The organism is Phenylobacterium sp. (genome assembly GCF_030651185.1).
Taxonomy (GTDB): Bacteria; Pseudomonadota; Alphaproteobacteria; order Caulobacterales; family Caulobacteraceae; genus Phenylobacterium.
This window is the reverse complement of sequence record NZ_JAUSCJ010000006.1, coordinates 230,646-251,909: the sequence shown is the minus strand read 5'-3', so window position 1 is coordinate 251,909 and position 21,264 is coordinate 230,646. Positions and strand designations below refer to the sequence as shown.

Annotated in this window: 23 protein-coding genes; 10 read left to right on the top strand and 13 right to left on the bottom strand. The window is 68.3% G+C overall.

From position 1 onward, the window contains the following. Nucleotides 1-1,784, bottom strand: a 1,784-nt coding sequence (cobT, locus tag Q7J39_RS02540; protein WP_304820082.1) for a cobaltochelatase subunit CobT, incomplete at its 3' end; no start/stop codon positions are given. A 148-nt stretch (nt 1,785-1,932) separates the two neighbouring features. Between cobT and Q7J39_RS02535 the strand changes: the two genes are divergently transcribed. Continuing rightward, nucleotides 1,933-2,112, top strand: a complete 180-nt coding sequence (locus tag Q7J39_RS02535; protein WP_215338773.1) for a DUF1328 domain-containing protein — start codon at nt 1,933-1,935, stop codon at nt 2,110-2,112. A 64-nt stretch (nt 2,113-2,176) separates the two neighbouring features. Here Q7J39_RS02535 and Q7J39_RS02530 read toward each other — a convergent pair whose 3' ends face one another. Together Q7J39_RS02530 and cobS are read right to left on the bottom strand one after the other, a co-directional pair. Then, nucleotides 2,177-3,325 carry a DUF3089 domain-containing protein gene (locus Q7J39_RS02530; RefSeq protein ID WP_304820079.1) on the bottom strand — a complete coding sequence of 383 codons (1,149 nt, stop codon included), beginning with the start codon at nt 3,323-3,325 and terminating at the stop codon, nt 2,177-2,179. Nucleotides 3,326-3,505: 180 nt separating this feature from the next. Continuing rightward, entirely contained in the window at nt 3,506-4,510 is a 1,005-nt protein-coding gene (gene cobS, locus Q7J39_RS02525; protein ID WP_293497160.1) for a cobaltochelatase subunit CobS, read from the bottom strand. Nucleotides 4,511-4,609: 99 nt separating this feature from the next. Here cobS and Q7J39_RS02520 point away from each other — a divergent pair, with 99 nt between their 5' ends. After that, a complete protein-coding gene (locus Q7J39_RS02520; protein ID WP_304820077.1) occupies nt 4,610-5,482 on the top strand; it encodes a TauD/TfdA family dioxygenase in 873 nt (290 codons plus the stop codon). Nucleotides 5,483-5,492: 10 nt separating this feature from the next. Here Q7J39_RS02520 and Q7J39_RS02515 read toward each other — a convergent pair whose 3' ends face one another. Continuing rightward, a complete protein-coding gene (locus Q7J39_RS02515) occupies nt 5,493-6,152 on the bottom strand; it encodes a J domain-containing protein (protein WP_304820075.1) in 660 nt (219 codons plus the stop codon). 52 nt (nt 6,153-6,204) lie between these two features. On the opposite strand from Q7J39_RS02515, the gene Q7J39_RS02510 reads away from it, so the two are divergent. The 4 genes from Q7J39_RS02510 to Q7J39_RS02495 are packed head-to-tail and all read left to right on the top strand — an operon-like array spanning nt 6,205 to nt 10,251. Then, nucleotides 6,205-6,477: a BolA family transcriptional regulator gene (locus Q7J39_RS02510; protein WP_304820073.1), complete on the top strand. Its 273-nt coding sequence runs from the start codon at nt 6,205-6,207 to the stop codon at nt 6,475-6,477. 56 nt (nt 6,478-6,533) lie between these two features. Next, nucleotides 6,534-7,040, top strand: a complete 507-nt coding sequence (locus Q7J39_RS02505) for a 2Fe-2S iron-sulfur cluster-binding protein (RefSeq protein WP_304820071.1) — start codon at nt 6,534-6,536, stop codon at nt 7,038-7,040. Beyond that, nucleotides 7,037-7,990, top strand: a complete 954-nt coding sequence (locus Q7J39_RS02500; protein WP_304820069.1) for a xanthine dehydrogenase family protein subunit M — start codon at nt 7,037-7,039, stop codon at nt 7,988-7,990. The genes Q7J39_RS02505 and Q7J39_RS02500 overlap by 4 nt, the downstream gene beginning before the upstream one ends. Beyond that, nucleotides 7,987-10,251: a xanthine dehydrogenase family protein molybdopterin-binding subunit gene (locus tag Q7J39_RS02495; RefSeq protein ID WP_304820067.1), complete on the top strand. Its 2,265-nt coding sequence runs from the start codon at nt 7,987-7,989 to the stop codon at nt 10,249-10,251. The genes Q7J39_RS02500 and Q7J39_RS02495 overlap by 4 nt, the downstream gene beginning before the upstream one ends. Nucleotides 10,252-10,270: 19 nt before the next feature. Here the strand turns inward: Q7J39_RS02495 and Q7J39_RS02490 are convergent, their stop codons facing one another. From Q7J39_RS02490 to Q7J39_RS02470, 5 genes are all read right to left on the bottom strand, one after another. Beyond that, nucleotides 10,271-10,420, bottom strand: a complete 150-nt coding sequence (locus Q7J39_RS02490; protein WP_304820065.1) for a hypothetical protein — start codon at nt 10,418-10,420, stop codon at nt 10,271-10,273. A 6-nt stretch (nt 10,421-10,426) separates the two neighbouring features. Beyond that, the gene (locus tag Q7J39_RS02485) at nt 10,427-10,801 is read right to left on the bottom strand and encodes a response regulator (protein ID WP_304820063.1); all 375 of its coding nucleotides are present in this window, start codon (nt 10,799-10,801) and stop codon (nt 10,427-10,429) included. Between the two features lie 170 nt (nt 10,802-10,971). Next, the gene (locus Q7J39_RS02480; RefSeq protein ID WP_304820062.1) at nt 10,972-12,273 is read right to left on the bottom strand and encodes an HlyC/CorC family transporter; all 1,302 of its coding nucleotides are present in this window, start codon (nt 12,271-12,273) and stop codon (nt 10,972-10,974) included. Further along, nucleotides 12,270-13,385 carry a 3-dehydroquinate synthase gene (gene aroB / locus Q7J39_RS02475; RefSeq protein WP_304820060.1) on the bottom strand — a complete coding sequence of 372 codons (1,116 nt, stop codon included), beginning with the start codon at nt 13,383-13,385 and terminating at the stop codon, nt 12,270-12,272. Before aroB ends, Q7J39_RS02480 begins: the two co-directional genes overlap by 4 nt. Next, nucleotides 13,382-13,939 carry a shikimate kinase gene (locus Q7J39_RS02470; RefSeq protein ID WP_304820058.1) on the bottom strand — a complete coding sequence of 186 codons (558 nt, stop codon included), beginning with the start codon at nt 13,937-13,939 and terminating at the stop codon, nt 13,382-13,384. Before Q7J39_RS02470 ends, aroB begins: the two co-directional genes overlap by 4 nt. A 68-nt stretch (nt 13,940-14,007) precedes the next feature. Here Q7J39_RS02470 and Q7J39_RS02465 point away from each other — a divergent pair, with 68 nt between their 5' ends. Next, nucleotides 14,008-15,318, top strand: a complete 1,311-nt coding sequence (locus Q7J39_RS02465) for a hypothetical protein (protein WP_304820056.1) — start codon at nt 14,008-14,010, stop codon at nt 15,316-15,318. After that, the gene (locus tag Q7J39_RS02460; protein WP_304820054.1) at nt 15,315-16,229 is read left to right on the top strand and encodes a site-specific tyrosine recombinase XerD; all 915 of its coding nucleotides are present in this window, start codon (nt 15,315-15,317) and stop codon (nt 16,227-16,229) included. The genes Q7J39_RS02465 and Q7J39_RS02460 overlap by 4 nt, the downstream gene beginning before the upstream one ends. Before the next feature lie 121 nt (nt 16,230-16,350). Here the strand turns inward: Q7J39_RS02460 and Q7J39_RS02455 are convergent, their stop codons facing one another. The 4 genes from Q7J39_RS02455 to Q7J39_RS02440 form a co-directional block, all read right to left on the bottom strand. Next, nucleotides 16,351-17,091: a glycine zipper 2TM domain-containing protein gene (locus Q7J39_RS02455; RefSeq protein WP_304820052.1), complete on the bottom strand. Its 741-nt coding sequence runs from the start codon at nt 17,089-17,091 to the stop codon at nt 16,351-16,353. Nucleotides 17,092-17,224: 133 nt separating this feature from the next. Next, nucleotides 17,225-18,202 (bottom strand): hypothetical protein, encoded by a 978-nt coding sequence (locus Q7J39_RS02450; protein WP_304820050.1) that lies wholly within the window; start codon nt 18,200-18,202, stop codon nt 17,225-17,227. Between the two features lie 61 nt (nt 18,203-18,263). Further along, complete coding sequence (locus Q7J39_RS02445) at nt 18,264-19,199, bottom strand: methyltransferase (RefSeq protein WP_304820048.1); 936 nt, start codon at nt 19,197-19,199, stop codon at nt 18,264-18,266. Further along, nucleotides 19,196-19,741: an SRPBCC family protein gene (locus Q7J39_RS02440; RefSeq protein ID WP_304820046.1), complete on the bottom strand. Its 546-nt coding sequence runs from the start codon at nt 19,739-19,741 to the stop codon at nt 19,196-19,198. The genes Q7J39_RS02445 and Q7J39_RS02440 overlap by 4 nt, the downstream gene beginning before the upstream one ends. Nucleotides 19,742-19,889: 148 nt before the next feature. Here Q7J39_RS02440 and Q7J39_RS02435 point away from each other — a divergent pair, with 148 nt between their 5' ends. Together Q7J39_RS02435 and Q7J39_RS02430 are read left to right on the top strand one after the other, a co-directional pair. Then, nucleotides 19,890-20,852 (top strand): acetyl-CoA carboxylase carboxyltransferase subunit alpha, encoded by a 963-nt coding sequence (locus Q7J39_RS02435; protein ID WP_304820044.1) that lies wholly within the window; start codon nt 19,890-19,892, stop codon nt 20,850-20,852. Continuing rightward, on the top strand, nt 20,849-21,229 hold the full coding sequence (locus Q7J39_RS02430; protein ID WP_304820042.1) for a lysozyme inhibitor LprI family protein: 381 nt from the start codon (nt 20,849-20,851) through the stop codon (nt 21,227-21,229). The genes Q7J39_RS02435 and Q7J39_RS02430 overlap by 4 nt, the downstream gene beginning before the upstream one ends. Nucleotides 21,230-21,264: the final 35 nt, after the last annotated feature.

The following is a 21,264-nucleotide window of genomic DNA, read 5'->3' as shown; positions in this document are numbered from 1 at the left end:
TCCTCGGCATCGACGATAGTGACGGCGCGGCGATAATAGCGTGTGACGTCATGGCCGATGCCGATGGCGATCAGCTCCACCGGCGAGCGGGTTTCGATCTCCTCGATAACCCAGCGTAAGTGACGCTCCAGATAGTTGCCGGGATTGACCGACAGGGTGGAATCGTCAACCGGCGCGCCGTCGGAAATCATCATCAGGATCTTGCGCTGTTCGGGGCGCACGACGAGGCGGGCGTGGGCCCAGGCGAGCGCCTCGCCGTCGATGTTCTCCTTGAGCAGCCCCTCGCGCATCATCAGGCCGAGGTTGCGTTTGGCCCGGCGCCACGGAGCGTCGGCGGACTTGTAGATGATGTGGCGCAGGTCGTTCAGACGGCCGGGCTGGGCGGGCTTGCCGGCCTTCAGCCAATCCTCGCGGCTCGTGCCGCCCTTCCAGGCCCGCGTGGTGAAGCCAAGGATCTCCGTCTTCACGCCGCAGCGTTCCAGGGTGCGGGCCAGGATGTCGGCGCAGACGGCGGCGACCATGATCGGGCGGCCGCGCATGGAGCCGGAATTGTCGATCAGGATGGTGACCACCGTGTCGCGGAACTCAGTGTCTTCCTCTTCCTTGAAGGCCAGCGAGGCGGTGGGATCGGTGATCACCCGCGTCAGGCGGGCGACGTCGAGAATCCCTTCCTCCAGGTCGAAGGTCCAGGAGCGGTTCTGCTGAGCCATCAGCTTACGCTGCAGCTTGTTGGCCAGGCGCGCGACGACGCTCGACAGGCTGGCGAGCTGCTGGTCGAGATAGGCCCGCAGGCGGGTCAGCTCCTCGGCGTCGCACAGTTCCTCGGCCGCCACGATCTCGTCATTGGCGGTGGTGAAGACCTTGTAGGTCGGCGTCTTTCCCCCGTCCTTCTGGTCCGGGCGCGCGGGCTGGTCCCCCTCGCCCATTTCCGGGGGCTCGTCGGTGTCTTCGGCGTTGGGATCATCCTCGGCCTGCATCATCTGGCTGTCGGCGTCCTCGCTTTCGCTATGGGTCGCCTCGCTGTCGTCCATGGAGGCCTGCTGCGGGGACTGGCCCTCGCCATCGCCCTCGTCGCCGTCCTCGGCGGCCTCAGCCTCGCCTTCGTCGCCGTCTTCCTCGTCCTGATCGGCCTGGTCGGGCGCGTCGGACAGATCGTCGCCCATGGAAAGGTCGCGCAGGATGGTGCGCGCCATCTTGGCGTAGGCCTTCTGATCGTCGAGCTTGTCGGCCAGTTTGTCGAGATCGGCGCCCGCCCGGGCCTCGATCTCGTCGCGGAACATGTCCACCAGCAGCTTGGCGTTGGGCGGCGACTCCACCCCGGTCAGCCGCTCGCGGGCCATCAAGGCGACAATCTCCGCCATCGGCGGATTGGCCTGGGCGTCGACGGGATTGAAGGGGCGTTTGAGCCAGGCCTGCTCGTGAACGACCTTCAGGTTCTCACGCACGCCACCGAGCGCGTTTGAGCCGATGGCCTCGATGCGGACCTGCTCCAGGGCGTCATAGGCCGGGGCGCCGAGCGCCGAGCCCGGACGGGTCTTGGCGTGAACCTGGGCGTCGTGGTGCGAGATGCGCAGGGCCATCTGGTCGGCCAGGCCGCGGATGCGCGCGGCGTCCATCGGCGTCAGGTCGCGGGGCGGGTGCGGCAAGACGGCGCGATTGCCCGACAACACAGGCCCCTCGCCGGAGTAGACGATCTCCAGGTCAGGGCTTTCTGCGAGCGAACGCGCCGCGTTGGCGAGGGCGCGCTTAAAGGGCTCGAGCGGGCTTTCCGGGTTCTTGGCCATTGTCTTTTCGTCTTAGCGCGTTGCCGCTCCGTGAGGAAAGCGCTGCTTGGTGTCAGGCCCGCAACGGCGCGCGAATTCGCGCCGGAACGCCACGGCGGAAGCCGCGTTCAACAGACAAGACCTTGGATGTCTTTGGCTGGAGTTCGACATGTTGAAATGGGCCCTGATTTTCGCGGTGGTCGCCTTGATCGCCGGCGCGCTTGGTTTCACCGGCATGGCCGGCGCGGCCGCCGGTATCGCCAAGCTGCTGTTCTTCGTCGCCGTGATCGGCTTTGTGCTGTTCCTGGCGCTGGGCGCCTTCGTCGGCAAGAAGATCAGCGGCGGCTGAGCCGCCCCTGAACCTGAAACAGACAAGGGCGCGGAGGTAACCTCCGCGCCCTTTCCTTTGCCCGCTAGTTCTTCGCGAGCCAGGACTTGCCCTGGCTGTCCACCAGGTCGACCAGGTTGCCCATGGCGACGTTCACGTCCACCAGGTGCAGGCCCCAGTCAGGGGTGACGGCGCCCGGCTTGATGGCGTCGATGCGCGGGTCAGCCGGATCGGCGTTCACGTGGACCGCCAGGTAGTTGAAGCCCCCCGAATTCACGCACGTGGCGCTGAGCAGGCCGGGGACCGAGACGAAGGGCGTGTCCACCTTCACGCCCTTGGCCCAGCCGTCGGCGGTATGACCGTTACCAGTCGCCGCCATGTAGCTGTGCAGCTCGCCCTTGCCGCCCGAGAGACTGGCGGGGTTCACGCAGGCCACCTCCATGGCCGAGTTGGCCTCACGCGGGCGGCCGAAGCGGCTGTTGGCCGGCGGCGGCGCATTGTCGAGGAAGCTGGCATAGGCCACGGCGCAGCCAGTCTGGGTGGCCGACTTGCAGAGCGGGATCGACTTGAAGGTTCCGGTGTCGCCCCCCTTAGTCACCGGCAGGCCGGTCCCCAGGAGAAGCGCGGAGATCAGTTGCTTCTGGGCGGGCTTGCCGTCGATCTCGGCGACGATCAGTTGGGTCAGCACGCCGGAGCCCTGGCTGTGGCCGATCAGGACCACGCCGCGGCCCTTGTTCTCGTGGGTCAGGTAATAGTTCCAGGCGTCGACAACGTCGGTGTAGCCGGTGTTGGGGCGGGGACCGGCGGCGGCGGCGGTCGGATTGGTGATCATGTCGCGAAGGGCCGTCAGCGTGAACTGGCGGTACATCGGCGCATACACCCGGCACTTGGAGGCAAAGCGCGAGAGTTGCTGCTCCACCACACGTTGCTCCTCGGCGTTGGGAGTCATGTCGGAGATGACGCCCTTGTCCATCGAGACCGTGGGATAGACGTAGAAGCAGTCGATCGGCGCCTTGGGTTCAGCCTTCCAGGCTTCCTTGGTTGCGACGCCGGCGGCGGTGATCACCGTCGCGGCATTGTCGCCCGAGCAAGCGTCAGTGCGGCCGGGCCAGCACAGCCAGGCGGCCTTGTCGGCATAGTCGTTCTTGGCGGGCGTCTGGGCGGCCGCGGGCTGGATGAAGGCGGCGAGCGCGAGCGCGCCAGCGGCAAGCGCCGCTAGAGTGGTCCTGGACATCGTTTCCCCTTGGAAAATTTCTTCGGTGGCAATGCCTGGTGATCGCGCCTTGGCGCGCCCCGGTCCAGCCAGTTTGTCTAGCATACGGTATGTGGGCGATCAGCCGCCGGACCCGGCGGGCATAGGCCGCGTAGGCGTAGGCGTCTCTCGATCGTCAGGGCGCCGTGGAGGCGGGTGGCTCTAGGCCACCCGCACGCGCGCCGTGGACTCCGGCAGGTCCTGGCCGAAGGCGCGCTGGAAGAACTCGGCCACTGTGCCGCGCTCCAACTCGTCGCACTTGTTCAGGAAGGTCATGCGGAAGCCCAGCGCGATGTCGCCCCCGAAGATCTCGGTGTTCTGCGCCCAGGTGATCACCGTCCGCGGGCTCATGACCGTGGAGATGTCGCCATTCATGAAGGCGTTCCGCGTCATGTCGGCGACGCGGACCATGGCCGCGATGGTCCGCTTGCCCTCGGTGGTGTTGTAGTGCGGGGCCTTGGACAGCACGATCTCGGCTTCCACGTCGTGGGCCAGATAGTTCAGCGTCGTCACGATCGACCAGCGGTCCATCTGACCTTGGTTGATCTGCTGAGTGCCGTGATAGAGGCCGGTGGTGTCGCCCAGACCGATGGTGTTGGTGGTGGAGAACAGCCGGAAGAACGGGTTGGGCCGGATCACGCGGTTCTGGTCCAGCAGGGTAAGCTTGCCCTGGGCCTCCAGGATGCGCTGGATCACGAACATCACGTCCGGGCGACCGGCGTCATATTCGTCGAACACCAGGGCCACCGGCCGCTGGATCGACCAGGGCAGGATGCCCTCGCGGAATTCGGTGACCTGCTTGCCGTCCTTCAGGACGATGGCGTCCTTGCCCACCAGGTCAATACGGCTGACGTGGCTGTCCAGGTTCACCCGGATCAGCGGCCAGTTGAGGCGCGCGGCCACCTGCTCGATGTGGGTCGACTTGCCCGTGCCGTGATAGCCCTGGACCATCACCCGGCGGTCGAAGGCGAAGCCCGCGCAGATCGCCCGGGTGGTCTCCGGATCAAACTTGTAGGACGGATCGAGGTCCGGAACGTGACTGTCGCGCTCGCTGAAGGCGGGCACGGTCATGTCGATATCCACACCAAAGGCTTCGCGGACCGAGACCTTCTTGTCCGGGACCAGGGTGAGGAGCTTGTCGTCTTGATTTTCAGCGAACGAGGTCATGGTCCGGTTCGATTACAGGCTTACGCGTGCGAAGCAAACGTGTGTTTGATGGGGCAGTCCCTGCGACCCATACCGGAATGACGAAGGGAGCGTCCACCCATGTTGAAGCAAGCCACACGGCCTTATCGCGCAATCCAGGTCTTCGCCTCGGAGGAGGGCTTCGGCGCCGAGATCGTCGGCGTGGATCTTTCCCACCCGCTTTCCCCAGAGGCCCGCGAGGAAATCCGCGCCGCCTGGGCCCGCCATTCGGTGGTGAGTTTCCCCGACCAGCCCCTGAGCCTGGACGAGCTGGAGGCCTTCACCCTGCAGATGGGAAAGTTCGGGGTTGATCCATTCATCGCCCCCATGGCCGGTCACCCCAATGTCCTTGAGCTGCGGCGGGAGCCCGACGAGAAGGCCACGAATTTCGGCGCCGGCTGGCATTCCGACTGGAGCTTCCAGGAAAAGCCGCCCGCCGCCACCCTGCTGCATTCCAAGGTCACGCCGCCGGTGGGCGGCGACACCCTCTTCGCCGACTGCGCCAGCGCCTATGACGCCCTGTCCCCGGCCATGAAGGCCATGCTGGCGCCGCTGAAGGCGGTCCACTCCGCCGGCCGCGCCTACGGGACCAAGGGAGTCTTCGCCCGCGAGACCGAAAAGCGGACCATGGAGATCATCGTCTCCGAGGAGGCCGACCAGAGCCTGACCCATCCCTTGGTCCGCACGCACCCGGTCACCGGTCGAAAGGCGCTGTTTGTCAGCCCGGTCTACACTGTCGGCATTGAGGGGTTCGAGCCCAAGGAGGCTCAGGCCATCCTTGGTTTCCTGTTCGGGCACATCACCCAGGATCAGTTCATCTATCGCCACAAATGGCGGCCCAACATGCTGCTGATGTGGGACAACCGCTGCACGGTCCACCTGGCCGAGGGCGGCTATGACGGCCACCTGCGCCTGATGCATCGCACGACGGTGGCGGGCGACAAGCCGGTCTGAGACCGAGGCCCTAAGCCATCTTCGCCTTGCGGAGCTGCTGGTAGGCCTTGATGACCCGCTGCAGCTTGTGCTCGGCCGAGCGGTCGCCGCCGTTGCTGTCGGGGTGGGTGCGCTTCACCAGCTCGATGTAGCGGGCGCGGATCGCCGGCGCGTCGGCGTTCTCGTCGAGGTCCAGGTCGGCCAGGGCGTTGCGTTCCAGTTTGCCCAGCCGGCGGCCTTCGGGCTTGGGCGTGCGGACGCCCGCCGCGCCGCCATTGCCGCTGCCGAAAAGGTTGAACGGATCGCGATAGCCCTTGCCCTGGCCAAAGCCCTGGGCGGCCGCGGCGGCCTCGCGGGAGAATCGGCCGGCCTTGAAGTCCCAGGTCGGGCGATCGCCCTGGGCGCTCTGGGCCTGACGCTGCTTGATTTCGCCGTCGCTCATGCCGGCGAAGAAGTTCCAGTTGCGATTATATTCCGCCGCGTGCGGCTGGCAGAACCAGTAGTGCTCGTTGAGCATGTCGCGCGATTTCGGCGCGCGCGCGCTGCCAGCCAGCCGGCATCCCGGATGGTCACAAGCCCGTTCCCCGGGCTTCAGCGCATAGACGTCGTCGGTCTGCGCCGCCTCCCCGGGGGTCGGCGGGCGCACCCGGATATCGACGAACTTAGGCTTGTATTGAAACGCGCCGGCCATGCCCCAAGTATGATGCGGTCTGAGACCCTTTCAAGAATTGAAGATTATCCAAATGGGCGCCATATTTGAGGCCATCCAACATAAGCTCACCGAAGCGTTCTCGCCGACCCGCCTGGAAATCGTAGACGACTCTGATCGCCACGCGGGACATGCGGGGGCCAGCGCCTCTGGCGAGAGCCATTTTAACGTCGTCATTCAAGCCCAGGCCTTCGAGGGCGCCCCAAAGGTGGCGCGGCAACGGATGGTCTACCGGACATTGGCCGAGGAGCTGGCAGGTCCCCTGCATGCACTCTCGGTGAAAGCCCTTGCCCCAGGCGAGGACTAATCTGACTTTCGAATAGGCGCCGCTGACCAAGGCGGCCCCGCGCTGGGGAGGCGTGCTTGAAGACGACCATCACCGTAAATGGGCAAGCGAGGTCGCTTGACCTCGACACCCGCACCAGTCTGCTCGACGCCCTGCGCGAGCATTTGAACCTCAAGGGCACCAAGAAGGGCTGCGACCATGGCCAGTGCGGCGCCTGCACCGTCCTGGTGAACGGCGAGCGGATCAATTCCTGCCTCAGCCTGGCGGTCATGCACGACGGCCACGAGGTCACGACCATCGAGGGGATCGGCGGCGAGGACAGCCTGCACCCGATGCAGCAGGCCTTCCTGACGCAGGACGCCTTCCAGTGCGGCTACTGCACGCCCGGCCAGATCTGCTCGGCCGTCGGCATGCTGAAGGAGGCCGCCGAGAACTGGCCTAGCTGGGTCACTGACGACCTGGACGGCGCCGTGGCGCTCTCCGACAGCGAGATTCGCGAGCGGATGAGCGGGAATATCTGCCGTTGTTCGGCCTATCCGCAGATCATCGCGGCGATCCGTGACGTGGCGGGAGAGGTCGCATGAGGCCGTTCACCTACGAGCGTCCCACCGACGTCGCCGCGGCGGTCAAGGCCGTGGCCGCCACGCCGGGCGCGAAATTCCTCGCCGGCGGCACCAACCTGCTGGACCTGATGAAGCTCGATATCGAGCAGCCGACTCACCTGGTGGACGTCAATCGCCTGCCGCTGGCCGGCATCGAGGACACGCCTCAGGGCGGCCTGCGGATCGGGTCGATGGTCACCAACAGCCACCTGGCGGCCGACGCTCGCGTGCGCAGCCGCTATTCCGTCCTGACCCAGGCCATCGTGTCGGGCGGCTCGGGCCAGCTGCGCAACAAGGCCACCGCCGGCGGTAACCTGCTGCAACGGACCCGTTGCGCCTATTTCTATGATCCCTCCAAGCCCTGCAACAAGCGCCACCCCGGCTCGGGCTGCAGTGCGATGGAAGGGCTCAACCGCAACAGCGCCATCTTCGGCGCCAGCGACGCCTGCATCGCCACCCACCCCTCGGACATGGCCGTGGCCCTGACCGCGCTTGGGGCCGGCGTCGAAACCATGACCGCCGACGGCGCGACCCGCAGCCTGGCGGTGGCCGACCTGCACCGCCTGCCCGGCGACACACCGCACCTGGAGACCAACCTGGCGGCGGGCGAACTGATCACCGCGGTCATCTTGCCGCCGGCGCCGCCGGGCGGGCAGGTCTATCGCAAGGCCCGCGACCGGGCCTCTTATGCCGGGGGCCTGGCCAGCGTCGCGGTGGTGGGAAACCAGGTCGCCTTCGGCGCCGTGGCCCACAAGCCCTGGCGTGCGGAAAAGACCGAGGCGGCCCTTGCGGGCGGCGCGAGCGCTGTCGAGGCCGCCCATGCCGAACTGGCTGGCGCGCAGGACAATGGCAAGAACGGCTTCAAGATCGCCCTGGTGGCCCGCATGACTGCGGACGCCCTGGGGCAGGCCAGCCCAGGGAGAGGCGCATGAGCTCGGTCAAGGATTGGGCGGCCCCGAACCCCGTCACGGAAAACCGCAGCGGTATCATCGGCAAGGGCGTCGACCGCTACGAAGGCAAGTTGAAGGTCACCGGCACGGCGGCCTACGCCTATGAGGTCGAGCCGCCTTCGGCGCCGGCCTATGGCTACCTGCTGGCCGCCACCATCGCCAAGGGCCGCATCACCGCCATCGACACCGCCGCGGCCGAGGCTTCCCCCGGCGTGAAGCTGGTCTGGACCCACCTCAACGTGCCCAGGCAGGCGCGCCGGGGCGAGCGGATCAACCCGCGCAGCCAGCGGCCCTCCAACCCGGCCCTGGCCGGCGACCGCATCGAGTTCTTCGGACAGCCGGTGGCCTTCGTCGCCGCCGACACCTGGGAGAATGCGCGCGCCGCCGCCAACCTGATCGCGGTGACCTATGCGGCCGAGCCCGCCGTCCTCGACTTCCGCGCCAGCCTCGACCAGGCCGAGATGCCGCAAGGCGAGGAAGACGTCCTGATCGGCGACTTCGAGGGCGCCTACGCCAAGGCCCCGGCCCAGATCGACGAGACCTATTTCAGCCCGCTGCAGAACCACGTGCAGATGGAGCCCTGCGCCACCACCGCCTGGTGGGAAGGTGACAAGGTCACCGTCCACACCTCGATCCAGATGGTGAAGGGCGGCCAGCATTCCCTGGCCGAGACCCTGGCCATCCCGTCGGAGAAGGTCCACCTGCTGACCCGCTATATCGGCGGCGGCTTTGGCGGCAAGGGGCAGGCCTATGACGATCTGGTGCTGGCGGCCCTCGGCGCCCAGGCGCTGGGGCAGCCGCTGAAGCTCTCCTACACCCGTCAGCAGATGTTCCAGGCCACCATCCACCGGCCCGCGGTCAGCATGCGGGTGCGGCTGGGGGCCGAGCCCGACGGGCGTCTGAATGCGTTCGCCGTGGAGGCCATCACCCACTGCGCGCGAAGCGCCCCCTTCGTGGAGCACGCGGCCAATTTCTCGCGGAACCTCTATGCCGCGCCGAACCGGCTCACCGGCCACCGGCTGGTGAAGATGGACATCCCCCACGCCGGCCCCATGCGGGCGCCCGGCGAGGCCCCGGGCATGCTCAGCCTGGAATGCGCCATGGACGAGCTGGCGGAGAAGTTGGGGATCGACCCCATCGAGCTGCGCCTGCGCAACGAGCCGGATGTTGATCCCGAGACTGGCAAGCCGTTCTCCATCCGCCAGCTGACGGAATGCCTGAACACCGGCGCCCAACGCTTCGGCTGGAGCCGGCGCAATCCCAAGCCGGGGCAGGTCCGCGACGGACGCTGGCTGGTGGGGATGGGGATGGCCGCGGCCATCCGCGGCAACTTCCTGCTGCCGGCCAAGGCGGGCGTGCGGATCGACGGGACCGGGATCATCACCCTGCGCCAGGGCATGACCGACATCGGCACCGGCACCTATACCATCCTGGCCCAGATCACCGCCGAGACCATGGGCGTCACCATGGACCAGGTGAAGATCGAGCTGGGGGATTCGGAGTTCCCGCCGGCGCCCGGCTCCGGCGGCCAGTTCGGGGCGGCCACCGCCGGTTCGGCGGCCTTTGAGGCCAATATGAACCTGCGCAAGGCGCTGGCGGAGCTCGCCATCGGCGATCCCAACTCGCCGCTCTATGGCGGGGACCCGACCTACGTCACGTTCGGCAACGGTAATATCGCCATCGAGAACCGCTCCGAGAGCCTGGCGACCCTGGTCAGCCGCGCCGCCCCGGAGGGCGTCTATGTGGAGGGCGCCATCAGCCCGGCCGCAGACGCCCGCGACTATTCACAGCACACCTATGGCGGCCACTTCGCCGAGGTCGGCGTGGACACGGTCACCGGCGAGGTGCGGATGCGCAAGATGTTCGGGGTGTTCGCCGCCGGCCGCATCCTCAACGCCAAGACCGCCAAGAGCCAGGTCACCGGCGGGATGATCTGGGGCGTCGGCGCGGCGCTCACCGAGGGCAATGTGGTGGACAACCGCTACGGCTCCTTCATCAACCAGGATATGGCCGGCTACCTGGTGCCCACCCATGCCGACATCGTCGACCTGGACGCGATCTTCCTGGAAGAGGCCGACGACAAGGCCAACCCGATGGGGATCAAGGGCGTTGGCGAGCTCGGCATCTGCGGGGCGGGCGCGGCGGTGGCCAACGCCATCTACAACGCCTGCGGAGTCCGCCTGCGCGACTTCCCGATGACCCCGGACAAGGTGCTGGAAGGTCTGATGGCCAAGGGGCTTTAAGCGCCCTCAGCCTGGGCGGTCACTTGTTTCGATTGAGATAGGTGATCGCCAGGGCCGCGGCGCAGCCCAGGAACAGGATGCCGGCGATCACCCGGATGGCGTCGATGAGGAAGCCCGCGATCGCCGCGGCGACCATGACAGCAAGGAATATGCCGGCCCACTTCGCCATGGCGGTCTATCCGACCTTGGCGCGCAGTTCGCCCAGGATGCGGGCGAGATCGGTTTCGCGGAACGGCTTCTGCAGGACCGGCGATCCCTTGTCGACGTCGCGGAGTCCTGCGTCGCCGTAGCCGGTCGCGAAGGCGAAGGGCGCGCCCTTGGCCCGCAGGATGTCGGCGAGCGGGAAGATGGGCTGCCCGCCCAGGTTCACGTCGAGCACCGCGCAGTCGATCTGTTCGCTTTCGGTGAGGGCGATGGCCTCGTCCAGCCGGGCGGCGGGACCGACGACGATGCAGCCGAGGTCGGTGAGCATGTCCTCGATCAGCATCGAGACCATCATCTCGTCCTCGACGACCAGGACGCGCAGGCCAGTGAGATCGGGGGCGCTCATTGCCAAGGCTCCAGCAGCATTATGACCCTACCCATAGGGCGCCACGGACTCGGCTGACTATAGCCAAGTCGCACGCGCCCCCCTGCGTCCATGCTGATCATAAGCCGCCGACCCCTCGCATCCGCGATTCCCTAGAACCCGTCACGGGGCGCGGTGGTTCCAATGTCGAACTACGACTCAAGCGCGTGGGCGTTGGCGTCCAACGGGGCGGAGACGCGCAGGGTGGTGATCTGGTTGCGGACCCGTTTCACAACCTGGAACCGGTGGCGGTAGAAGATGAAGGTCTGGCCGATCTTGGGAATGGTCTGGGCTTCGTGGATCACCAGGCCGGCCACGGTGACGGCGTCGTCGTCGGGCAGGTCCCAGTCCATGGCTCGGTTCAGGTCGCGAATGGTCACCGAACCGTCCACCACGACCGAGCCGTCGGGCTGGCGGCGCACCCCCTGGATGGCGCTGTCGTGCTCGTCGTCGATCTCGCCCACGATCTCCTCAAGGATGTCCTCCAGGGTCACCAGGCCCTGCAGGGCGCCGTACTCGTCCACCACCAGGGCGAAGTGGCTCTGGCGCTTCAGGAAGGCGTTGAGCTGGTCCTTCAGGTTGGTGGTGTCGGGGATGAACCAGGGCTCGCGCAGGATCTGGGCGACGTCCAGCTTGTCCATCTTGCCCCCGGAATCGGCGATGGCCTGCAGCAGATCCTTGGCGTGCAGCACGCCGATGATGTTCTCCGCGTCTCCACGATAGAGCGGCACCCGGGTATGGGCGCTGGCCAGCATGGCGGTGACCACCTCGGCCGGCGGCAGGTCAGCGTCGATCATCGAGATCGACATGCGGTGAACCATCACCTCGCTGACGTCCATGTCCGACAGGTCGAGAACCCCGCCGAGCATGCGGCGGTCGCGTTCCTCCACCAGACCTTCGGAGTGGTGGTACTCCACCGCGCCGCGAATTTCCTCGTGGGCCGCCAGGACGTCGGTCTCCATGGAGAGGTTGACGCCGAAGGGCCGCAGGGTCTGGCGCACCACCCACTGCGCGCCGTTGGCAAGGGGGCCGAAGATGCGCACCACCCAGTAGGTGGGGATCGACAGGGCCCGGGCGACGTCGTCGGCGCGGGCGATGGCGAGGGACTTGGGCAGGATCTCGGCGAAGATGACGATCAGGACGGTCATCACCCCGGTGGCGATCAGAGCCCCGAGGGGACCCGGGAAGGCTGTCGACAGCGCCAGGGTGGTCAGCGCCGAGGCGCCGATGTTGATGACATTGTTGGAGAGCAGGATGGCCCCGATCATCTTCTCCTGATCGGCCATCATGACGTTGATGCGCCGGGCGGCGCGGTCGCCTTCGCGCTCCAGCTGGTGCATCCGGCCGCGGCTGGCCGCCGTCATCGAGGTCTCGGCCGCCGAGATCAGGCCCGAAAGGCTCAAGAGCGCGATCAGGATGGGGGCGAGACCCGCGAGGATCGCGATGACGCTCACGGTTGGGCTCCTTCGGAGATGAGGAAATCACGTACGGCCTCGGCGCTGACGTCCTTGGCGACGAAGGTGTCGCCCAGCGCGCGGGCCAGGATGAAGGTCAGCTTGCCGCCCTGCGCCTTCTTGTCCTGACCCATGTGCCGGACCAGGGCCTCGGCGGCGAAGGGGGTATTGGCGACGGCGTCCATGCGGGTCGGCAGTCCGGCGGCGGCGATGGCCGCCTCGGCGCGCACCGCGTCCTGGGCCGAGCACAGCCCCTGTGATGCCGAGAACCGGAAGGCGATGGCCGATCCGGCGGCCACGGCCTCACCGTGCAGCAGGGCCTCGCCATAGCCCGTCTCGGCCTCAAGCGCGTGGCCGAAGGTGTGGCCGAGATTGAGCAGGGCGCGGCGGCCCGCCTCCTTCTCGTCCTCCATAACGATTTCCGCCTTCATTTCCACCGAACGCGCGACGGCGTGCGAGAGGGCCCCGGGCTCGCGCGCCAGGACGGCGGCGGCGTTGGCCTCGAGCCACTCGAAGAAGGTGAAGTCGCCCAGCAGGCCGTACTTGATCACCTCGGCGTAGCCCGCCCGCATGTCGCGCTGGGTCAGGGTGCCCAGCACATCGAGGTCGGCCAGCACCAGGCGCGGCTGGTGGAAGGCGCCCACCAGGTTCTTGCCGCGCGGGGTGTCGATGGCGGTCTTGCCACCGACAGAGCTGTCGACCTGGGCCAGCAGGGTGGTGGGAATCTGAACGAAGTCGATGCCGCGCTTGTAGATGGCGGCCGCGAATCCCGCGAGGTCGCCCACCACCCCGCCGCCGAAGGCCACGATCAGGTCGCCGCGGTCCAGCTCCAGGGCCAGAAGGCGGTCTGACAGGTCGGCCAGGCCCTCGAAGCTCTTGGTCTGCTCGCCAGGCGGCACGACGATGGACGGGCAGGTGATGCCCACGCCCTCGAGCGCCGCGGTCAGCCGGGCCCCGTGCAGGGCCCAGACGGTCTCGTCGCTGACGATGGCGACGCGCCGGTTCTTCAGGAAGGGGGCGATCCGTGTCCCCGCCTCGTCCAGCAGCCCCCGCCCGATCACCACCTCGTAGGAACGGTCGCCCAGGCCAACGGGGACGATGCGCGGAGTCACTGGGGAGGTTCCTCGGTTTTGGAAAGGTGGGCCAACAGGGCCTGGATGACCTGGTCGACGGTGACGTGGTGAGCGGCGTCGCCGGTCTCCACCATCACATCGGCCAGTTCGTAGATGGGGTAGCGTTGCGCCGCTTGCTCCCGCAGGACATCGATCGGGTCGCGGCCGGCGATCAGCGGGCGATTGTCCTTGCGCGACACCCGCCGGGCCAGGACCTCCAGGTCGGCCTTCAGCCAGACCGAGAGCGAGCGCGCCTTGATCAGGGCGCGGGTCTCGTCGTTCATGAAGGCCCCGCCGCCGGTGGCCAGCACGTGGGGCGGCTCGTCCAGCAGGCGGGCGATCACCCGGCGCTCGCCCTCGCGGAAGGCGGGCTCCCCCAGATCGGCGAAGATGTCGGGAATGGAACGGCCGGCGGCGGCCTCCACCTCGGTGTCGGCGTCGCGGAACGGCAGTTCCAGAGCGTTGGCCAGGCGGCGGCCCACGCTGGATTTGCCGACCCCCATCAGGCCGACGAGGGTGATGGTGCGGGCGCGTAGCGGTTTGTAACGGTCCATGAACGGCGCAGGTCTACATCAGGGCGACCCCCCGCGCCAATGCCCGCGCTGTGCGTTAGGATAGGACCATGTCCGGTCGAAGCATTTCCCTGGCGGTCCTGACCGCCCTCGCCCTCTCCGCACCAGCCCTGGCGCAGGAGGTCCAGGTCGCGCCCCTGGCGGCGCCTGACTTCTTCTCGACGGGGGCGCGGGACACCGGCCTGACCGCCGAACTCTGGCGCGGCGCCTCGGGCCAGACGGCGCGGACCGTGCTGCCCCTGCTGGCCGCCAAGCCCCTGTCGCCGGCCGCTCAGGCCCTGGCGCGACGCGTCCTGGCCACCGGGGCCTCCGGTCCTGAGGGCGCCGGACAGGACGCTGGCGTCGCGGGTGCGCGGGTCAGCGCCCTGATCGCCCAGGGCGGGGTGAAGGACGCCGCCGCCATTCTTTCGCGCACGGCGGGGCTGGAACAGAACCCGGTCCTGGCTCAGGCGGGCGCGGAAGCGGCCCTGCTCTCCAATGACGACGAAGGCGCCTGCGCCATCTCCGACCGGCTCGTGGCGGGACGCGAGGAGGTATATTGGCTGCGGCTGCGGGCCTATTGCCAACTCAAGGCCGGGAACTCCGGCGCGGCGCAGCTGACCTTCGACCTGGCCCAGAGTCAGGGTCGCGACGCGGTTTATGGACGCCTGATGGGCGCAAAGCTGGCCGGGGCGGGCGATCCCGGCGCCCCATCCCTGCGAAATGGCCTCGACTATGCGCTCAGCCGCAACCTGGGTCTGCCGGTCACCGGCCCCGCCGCGCCGGCCGTGGCCGCGGCCCTAGCCGCCAGTCCCGCGGTTTCAGCGAGCTGGACGATCGAAGGCGGCCCCGGCCCCGTAAAGGCCGCCATGGCCGCGCTCGCCGCCGGTGACCTCGCCACCGCCCTGACGATGCGAGCCAGCCTGACCTCCGACGCCATCCCCGGCGCCACCATCACTGACCTCGCCCTGCTCGACGCCATGCTGGCGGCGGCCTCGGGCAAGACCGATCCCCAGACCCTGGACCGTCTGATCGAGCGGGGCGCCACGGCCGAGCCCAAGACCCGAGTCCGCGCCCAGCAGGCGGCCCTGATCTTCGCGACCCTGGGCGCACCGATGAGCCCGCAGGCCCGCGGCCAGTTCGCAGCCTTCACGGCCGGCGAGGCCAAGGCGCCCGCCGCCCGCGCCTTGGCCCTGGATTTTGCCGGCGCGGAGAAGCTGCAGGGTGAGACGGCCCTGCTGGCCCTGTGGATTTCCGCCGACGCGGGCGCCGCCGGTCCCAATGCTGGAGATCGCGCGCGGATCATCCGTGCGCTCAAGGCCGCCGGCCTGGAGGAAGACGCGCGCGCCTTCGCCCTCGAAGGCCTGCTGGCGCTCCGATGAGCGCCTCATCCGGCTGGGCCGAGGCCTTCCTGGAGATGATGGCCGTTGAGCGGGCGGCGGCCAAGAACACCATCACCGCCTATGGCAAGGACCTCGCCGACGCCTCGGGGTTTCTGGCCGGGCGTGGCCGCGACCTGGGCGACGCCTCGGCGGAGGACATCGAAGCCTATTTCGCGGCGCTTGGCGCACGCGGCCTGTCGCCCGCCACCGCCTCCCGCCGGCGCGCGGCGGTCCGGCAGTTCTATCGCTTCGTGCTGGGGGAGGGCTGGCGCACCGACGACCCGTCGCGTCGGGTGGACGCCCCCAAGCGCGGCCGGCCCCTGCCCAAGGTGCTGAGCCGCGACGAGGTGGATCGCATCATCGCCGCGGCATCCGCCAAGGACGGCGCCCAGGGCCTGCGGATCGGCTGCGTGGTGGAGCTGATCTACGCCTCGGGCCTGCGGATCTCGGAACTGACCGCCCTGCCGTTGGCGGCGCTGGCCCGGGACCCGGCCTATCTGATGGTCACCGGCAAGGGCGGCAAGGACCGGCTTGCGCCCCTGAACGACGCCGCGCGCAAGGCGATGAAGGCCTATCTGGAGGTCCGCAAGACCTTCCTGCCCAAGGGCGACCTCGCCAACCCCTGGCTGTTTCCGTCGCGCGGCAAGGCCGGTCGCATGACCCCGCGCCGGTTCGCCCAGCTGCTGGATGAGGCCGCCGCCGACGCCGGGATCGACCCGGCCCGGGTCAGCCCCCACGTCCTGCGACACGCCTTCGCCACCCACCTGCTGGAGGGGGGCGCGGACCTGCGGGTCGTGCAGAAGCTGCTGGGTCACGCCGACATCGCCACCACCCAGATCTACACCCACGTGGCCGGTGACCGCCTGGCCCAGGTGGTGGCGACAAAGCACCCGCTGTCACGGAAGTCGTAAGCGCGACAGCCAAAAGTGGCCGCCGGTTTTGGCGCCCGTCGCGCGTCAACACGGAATGCTGAACGAGAAAAGCCGCCCGCGAGCGCGGACGGCTTCCCTCAGGGCGTTAGATCAGGCTGGTTTAGCCGGTGATCCGATAGCGGCCCTGTCTGTCGGGGCAGACGCGGACGTAGCGCACGTCGCGGCCGTAGTCGTCCACCGGCGCGGTGGCCAGGCGGCAGCGGTTACGGTTGTAGTAGGTGTAGTCGTACTGGCCGGTGCGCTGGCCGCGGTCATAGCGGCTCTCGCGATAGGGCACCGTCTCAGCGTAGCTGTAGTAGTAGCCGGCGCTGTCGCACTTGGCCTTGGCCGAAGACTTGCCGATCTGCGAGCCGGCGAGACCGCCGACCACCGCGCCCAGCACCGCGCCCTCGGTCCGCGCATTGCGGGCCGCGACGTTGGAGCCGATGGCGGCCCCGGCCAGCGCGCCGATCAGGCCGCCGGCCACCTGGCTGTTGTTGTTGCCGGAGGAGCGGCACGGGTCGGCATAGGACGAGCCCGAATAGGAGGTGTCACGGCCGTAGCCGTTGGCGTCGTAGCGGGCCGAATCCCAGGTCGGGGCCGCGCCGTAGTAGCGGGCATAGGCGCCATAGCCGTAGCGGGCGTCGTAGCGGGCCCGGTCGCGCTCGTAGCGCTCACGCTTGGCGTCGTACTCGGCGCGGGCGCGGTCGTATTCGGCGCGCGTGACCTGATAGTCGCGCTGGTCCTGCTCGTAATTGCGCATGTCGCGCTGGTACTGCTGGGTCGGTTGATACTGGGCGAAGGCGGGGGCGGCCGTGGCCAACATCGCCGTCGCCACCAAGGCGGTCTTGAGCGTCTTCATGGTGTGCGTTCTCCTGGAACTAACGACGGACCGCTCCCGTCCCGGCGGCCTCGTGAACAGCGGGGTCCTTAGGACCTCGAAGTACCAAACGTGGAGCCCTGGCCAGGGTTGCACGAACGCCGTTCGATTAGTTTCAGCCCTTGTGGATGTCGCCTTTCAGCAACGCGATCAGGGCCTTAGCCAGGGCCTCGGTGGAGTTGAGCTTGTCGCGCAGGCTGAGGGCGATCACCGGTCCCACGTCGGTCTTGTTGACGTCGACGATGTAGATGCGGCCGCTCGGCTGGTCGCGCAGGATGTCCAGGCCGCCCCAGTCCAGGCCCATGCGCGCGGCGAAGGCGGCGATCAGCGCCAGCTCCTCGGCGCTGTAGATGTCGGCGGGGTCGGCGCGGGTGACCGCCAGGTTGTGGATCGAGAAGCGGTTGTCGGCCGGCTTGCGTTTAATCCAGACCACGGCGGGTTTGCCGCCGATGCAGGGGGTCCGCAGATCGTGGATGAACGGCCCGACGGCGGTGTCCACCAGCCTCTGGTAGGTCCTGCCCGCCAGGCGCGGATGCGGACAGGTGATGATCCGCCCGTCGTGCACCCCGTTCAGTTCGCCCTTCTCCACCGCCTCGCCGACGAAGGTCTCAGGGTCGATGGCGAGCGGATAGCCGAACACCTCCTCGAACACCGCCGCCACATGGCTCTTGGAGACGTCCAGGCAGCCGAAGTTGAAGGCACGCTCATGGGTGGGCGTCGCGCGCAGGCCCCAGGTGGCGTCCTCGAAGCAGAAGCAGGCGTCTGCCTCACTCGGCGACCTGGCCATGCGGCAGCCGCTCCAGGCCATGGCGGCCCAGATCAGATACCAGGGCCGCGGCTTGTCGGGCGTGAACCAGATGGTGGGGCCGGGGGGCTGCGTCGCCGCCAGCCACCACGACCGGGCGCGGACGATGAGATGATATCCGAACCAGTTGAGGCATTCGCCGATCAGCGCGCCGTCCAGGCCAATCTCGGTGCCGGTCGTGTGGACCGTCAGGCCGCCCCGGTGGGATTGGAAGTCGGTGAACCAGCCGCCCTTGGGGGACAGGCCGGGCAGGAAGCCCTCGGGCGCGCGCGTCTGCAGTTCGCTCATCGGAGCCTCAGAACCTGAAGGAGACCGGGCGAGCCCAGAGTGAACCCGCTTGCCAATACGCTCAAGCTGACGCGGCGTTCCCGGCCCGCTCCAGGATGGCGCCCACCGCGGCGATGCGATCCACGCGGCGATAGGCCGGGTGCAGCAGCATACCGCCGAACACGTCCGGATCGATCTCGCGATAGCGCAGGCTCGCGCCTGATCCGGCGGCCAGCGTCTCGAGCTCGGCCCGCAGCCGGTCACGGCCCTCGACGATGGCGCTGCCGGTATAGAGCAGCAGCCGCCCGCCGGCCGGCAGGCGGGACATGGCGGCCTTGGCCCAGTTCAGCGACAGCCGCGCGCCCAGCAGGTCACCACCGTCACGATAGGCGCGGCCGCCGGAGCCCAGCAGATAGGGCGGGTTGGCGATGGCGACATCGATGGGGCCTGTGACCTTGGCCAGGCCATCGCTCTCCATAACCTCGGCGCTGACCACGGCGGCGGCGGCGTTGATCCGCGCCAGCCGCAGCGCCTGAGGATTGATGTCGGCCAGGACGATGGCGGCCTTCGGGCAGACCCGTGCGGCGACAATCCCGCCCACTCCCGAGCCGGCGCCGATGTCCACCACACGGTTGGCGTGTCCCAGCTCGGCGCGGATGAAGTCGGCGAACCGGTAGCTGTCGGGGCCGAAGAACACCGCGTCCTTCGCCTTCGGCGGATAGGCCGAGTGCAGGAAGAGGTCGTCGCCGAGGCTGGCGACACGCAGGGCGCTGGAAAGCCTCTGCCCCTTCTGGACCAGGATTCCGGCCTCACGCATCAGGGCCAGGATCTCGGGCTCCACGTCGCCGTCACGGAAGGGTCGGGTCCAGCCAAAGATGTCGCGTAGCGTGTGGCGAGACCCCTGGAACAGCCGCCACGAGACCAGCCGATGGGTGTCATTGGTGGGCGTGATGAACCGATAGTCGCGCGCCTTCAGGGCCTGGAGCAGGGCCACCAGGGCTTCGTCTTCGAAGGTCACGAGCGGTGCGCCTGCGCCAGCGCTTCCTTGCGTAGGGCCAGCATGGAAGCGGGCATCCCCTTGGCCACGGCGCTGCGCACCATTCCGGCGGGGACCGGCGCGTCGATCGCGACGTGCAGTTCATAGGTGACGTGGGTTCCGCCCGGGATGGGCGAGAGCCGCCATTCGCCGTCCGACCGCTTCCAGTCGCCGCCGGTGCGATGGAACGCCAGCCGGCGCGGCGGCTCCAGGGTGGTGCGGAAGACGTTTCGCATGACGGGTTTGAAGGCGTTCCCCTCCAGCCGGTGCTCACGCACATCCCACTTGCCGGCAGGATCGCGCTCCAGGGTCTTGCAGCTTAACAGCTTGGGCATGTAGCGCGAGGCGCCCGCGCAATCGCTCAGCACCTTCCAGACCACGGCGGGCGGCGCCGCGACATCCATGGCCGCGCGGATCACGCCGGCTGATCCGCCCTCGGCGCGGGCCGAGACGGTAGGCGCGGCATCGAAGCCTGGCGCGGCGAGGGCAGGCGAGGCCAGGACGGAAAGGGCGAGGACAAGCATGGACTTCATGCTCGGTGAGGTCGCGGCGGGCGATTTCGTTCCCTTGAAGCAAGTCCTTGAAGGAACTGGCGCGACGCCACGTACTTGTTAGGCTGCAGGTTCCCGCCTAGTTTCCGGCGCTTCCGCTCACGGAAGGAAGAGTCCCCGCATGGTCGCGCACTATCTCGAGTTCGAGCGTCCGATCGCCGACCTCGAAGCCAAGATCGAAGAGCTTTCCAAGCTGTCGGAGACCACCGGGTCCGGGGCGATGGACGGCGAGATCGAAGCGCTGCGGACCCGCGCCCAGACCCTGCGCCGCGACGCCTATTCCAAGCTCGACGCCTGGCAGAAGACCCTGGTGGCCCGCCATCCCGAACGGCCCCACTTCGTCGACTATTGCGCCGGCCTGATCGACGAGTTCGTGGAGCTGCGCGGTGATCGCAAGTTCGCCGACGACCAGGCGATCATGGGCGGCCTGGGCCGGTTTCGCGGTCAGCCCGTCGTGGTGCTCGGCAATGAGAAGGGCCGCGACACCGTCACCCGCGTGAAACATAATTTCGGCTACGCGCGGCCCGAGGGCTACCGTAAGGCGATCCGCCTGCTGGAGATGGCCGAGCGGTTCCACCTGCCGGTGATCAGCTTCGTCGACACCGCCGCGGCCTATCCGGGTGTGGGCTCCGAGGAACGCGGCGTGGCCGAGGCCATCGCCCGGGCCACCGAGAAGTCCCTGATGCTGGCCGTGCCCATGGTGGCCATCGTCACCGGCGAGGGCGGGTCCGGTGGGGCCATCGGCACCGCATGCGGCAACCGGGTGCTGATGCTGGAGCACGCCATCTACACGGTGATCCCGCCGGAGGGCGCCAACTCAATCCTGTGGCGCGGCGCGCGCACCGCCGAGGAAGCCGCCAAGGCCCTGAAGATCACCGCCCAGGACCTGATCGGCATGAAGATCGTCGATCGGATCATCGCCGAGCCTCCGGGCGGCGCCCACTCCGATCCCGAAGCCACCATCGCCTCAGTGGGCGACGCGGTGGAGGAGGAACTGGCGATCCTGACCAAGATGACCGCCCCGGAACTGAAGAAGCAGCGGGCCGAGCGCTTCTACGCCATCGGCCGGAGCGGCCTGCAGTGAAAGGCCTGCTGATCGCCGCCCTGCTGGTCCTGCCGGCCGTCGCCCAGGCCGCGGCGTCCAAGTCCGCCCTCGACCGCTGCCTGGATTCGCCGGCCGGCGGCAGCACCATGGGCCAGATCCAGTGCATAGGCGACGCCGTGGCGATCCAGGACGCCCGGCTGAACAAGACCTACGCCAAGACGATGAAGAGCCTGAACCCGGAACAACAGGCCAAGCTGCGCGCCGCCCAGCGCGCCTGGATCGCCTTCAAGCAGGCCGACTGCCAGTCCCTGCAGGACGACGACTGGGGCACCATGTCCCGCGTGACCGCCAACATGTGCGTCCTCGACCGCACCACCGAACGCGCCGACGAGTTGGCCAACTATCCCGATCGCTGACCCAACAGGCGGCTTGCTTGACCCCGCGTCGGGGG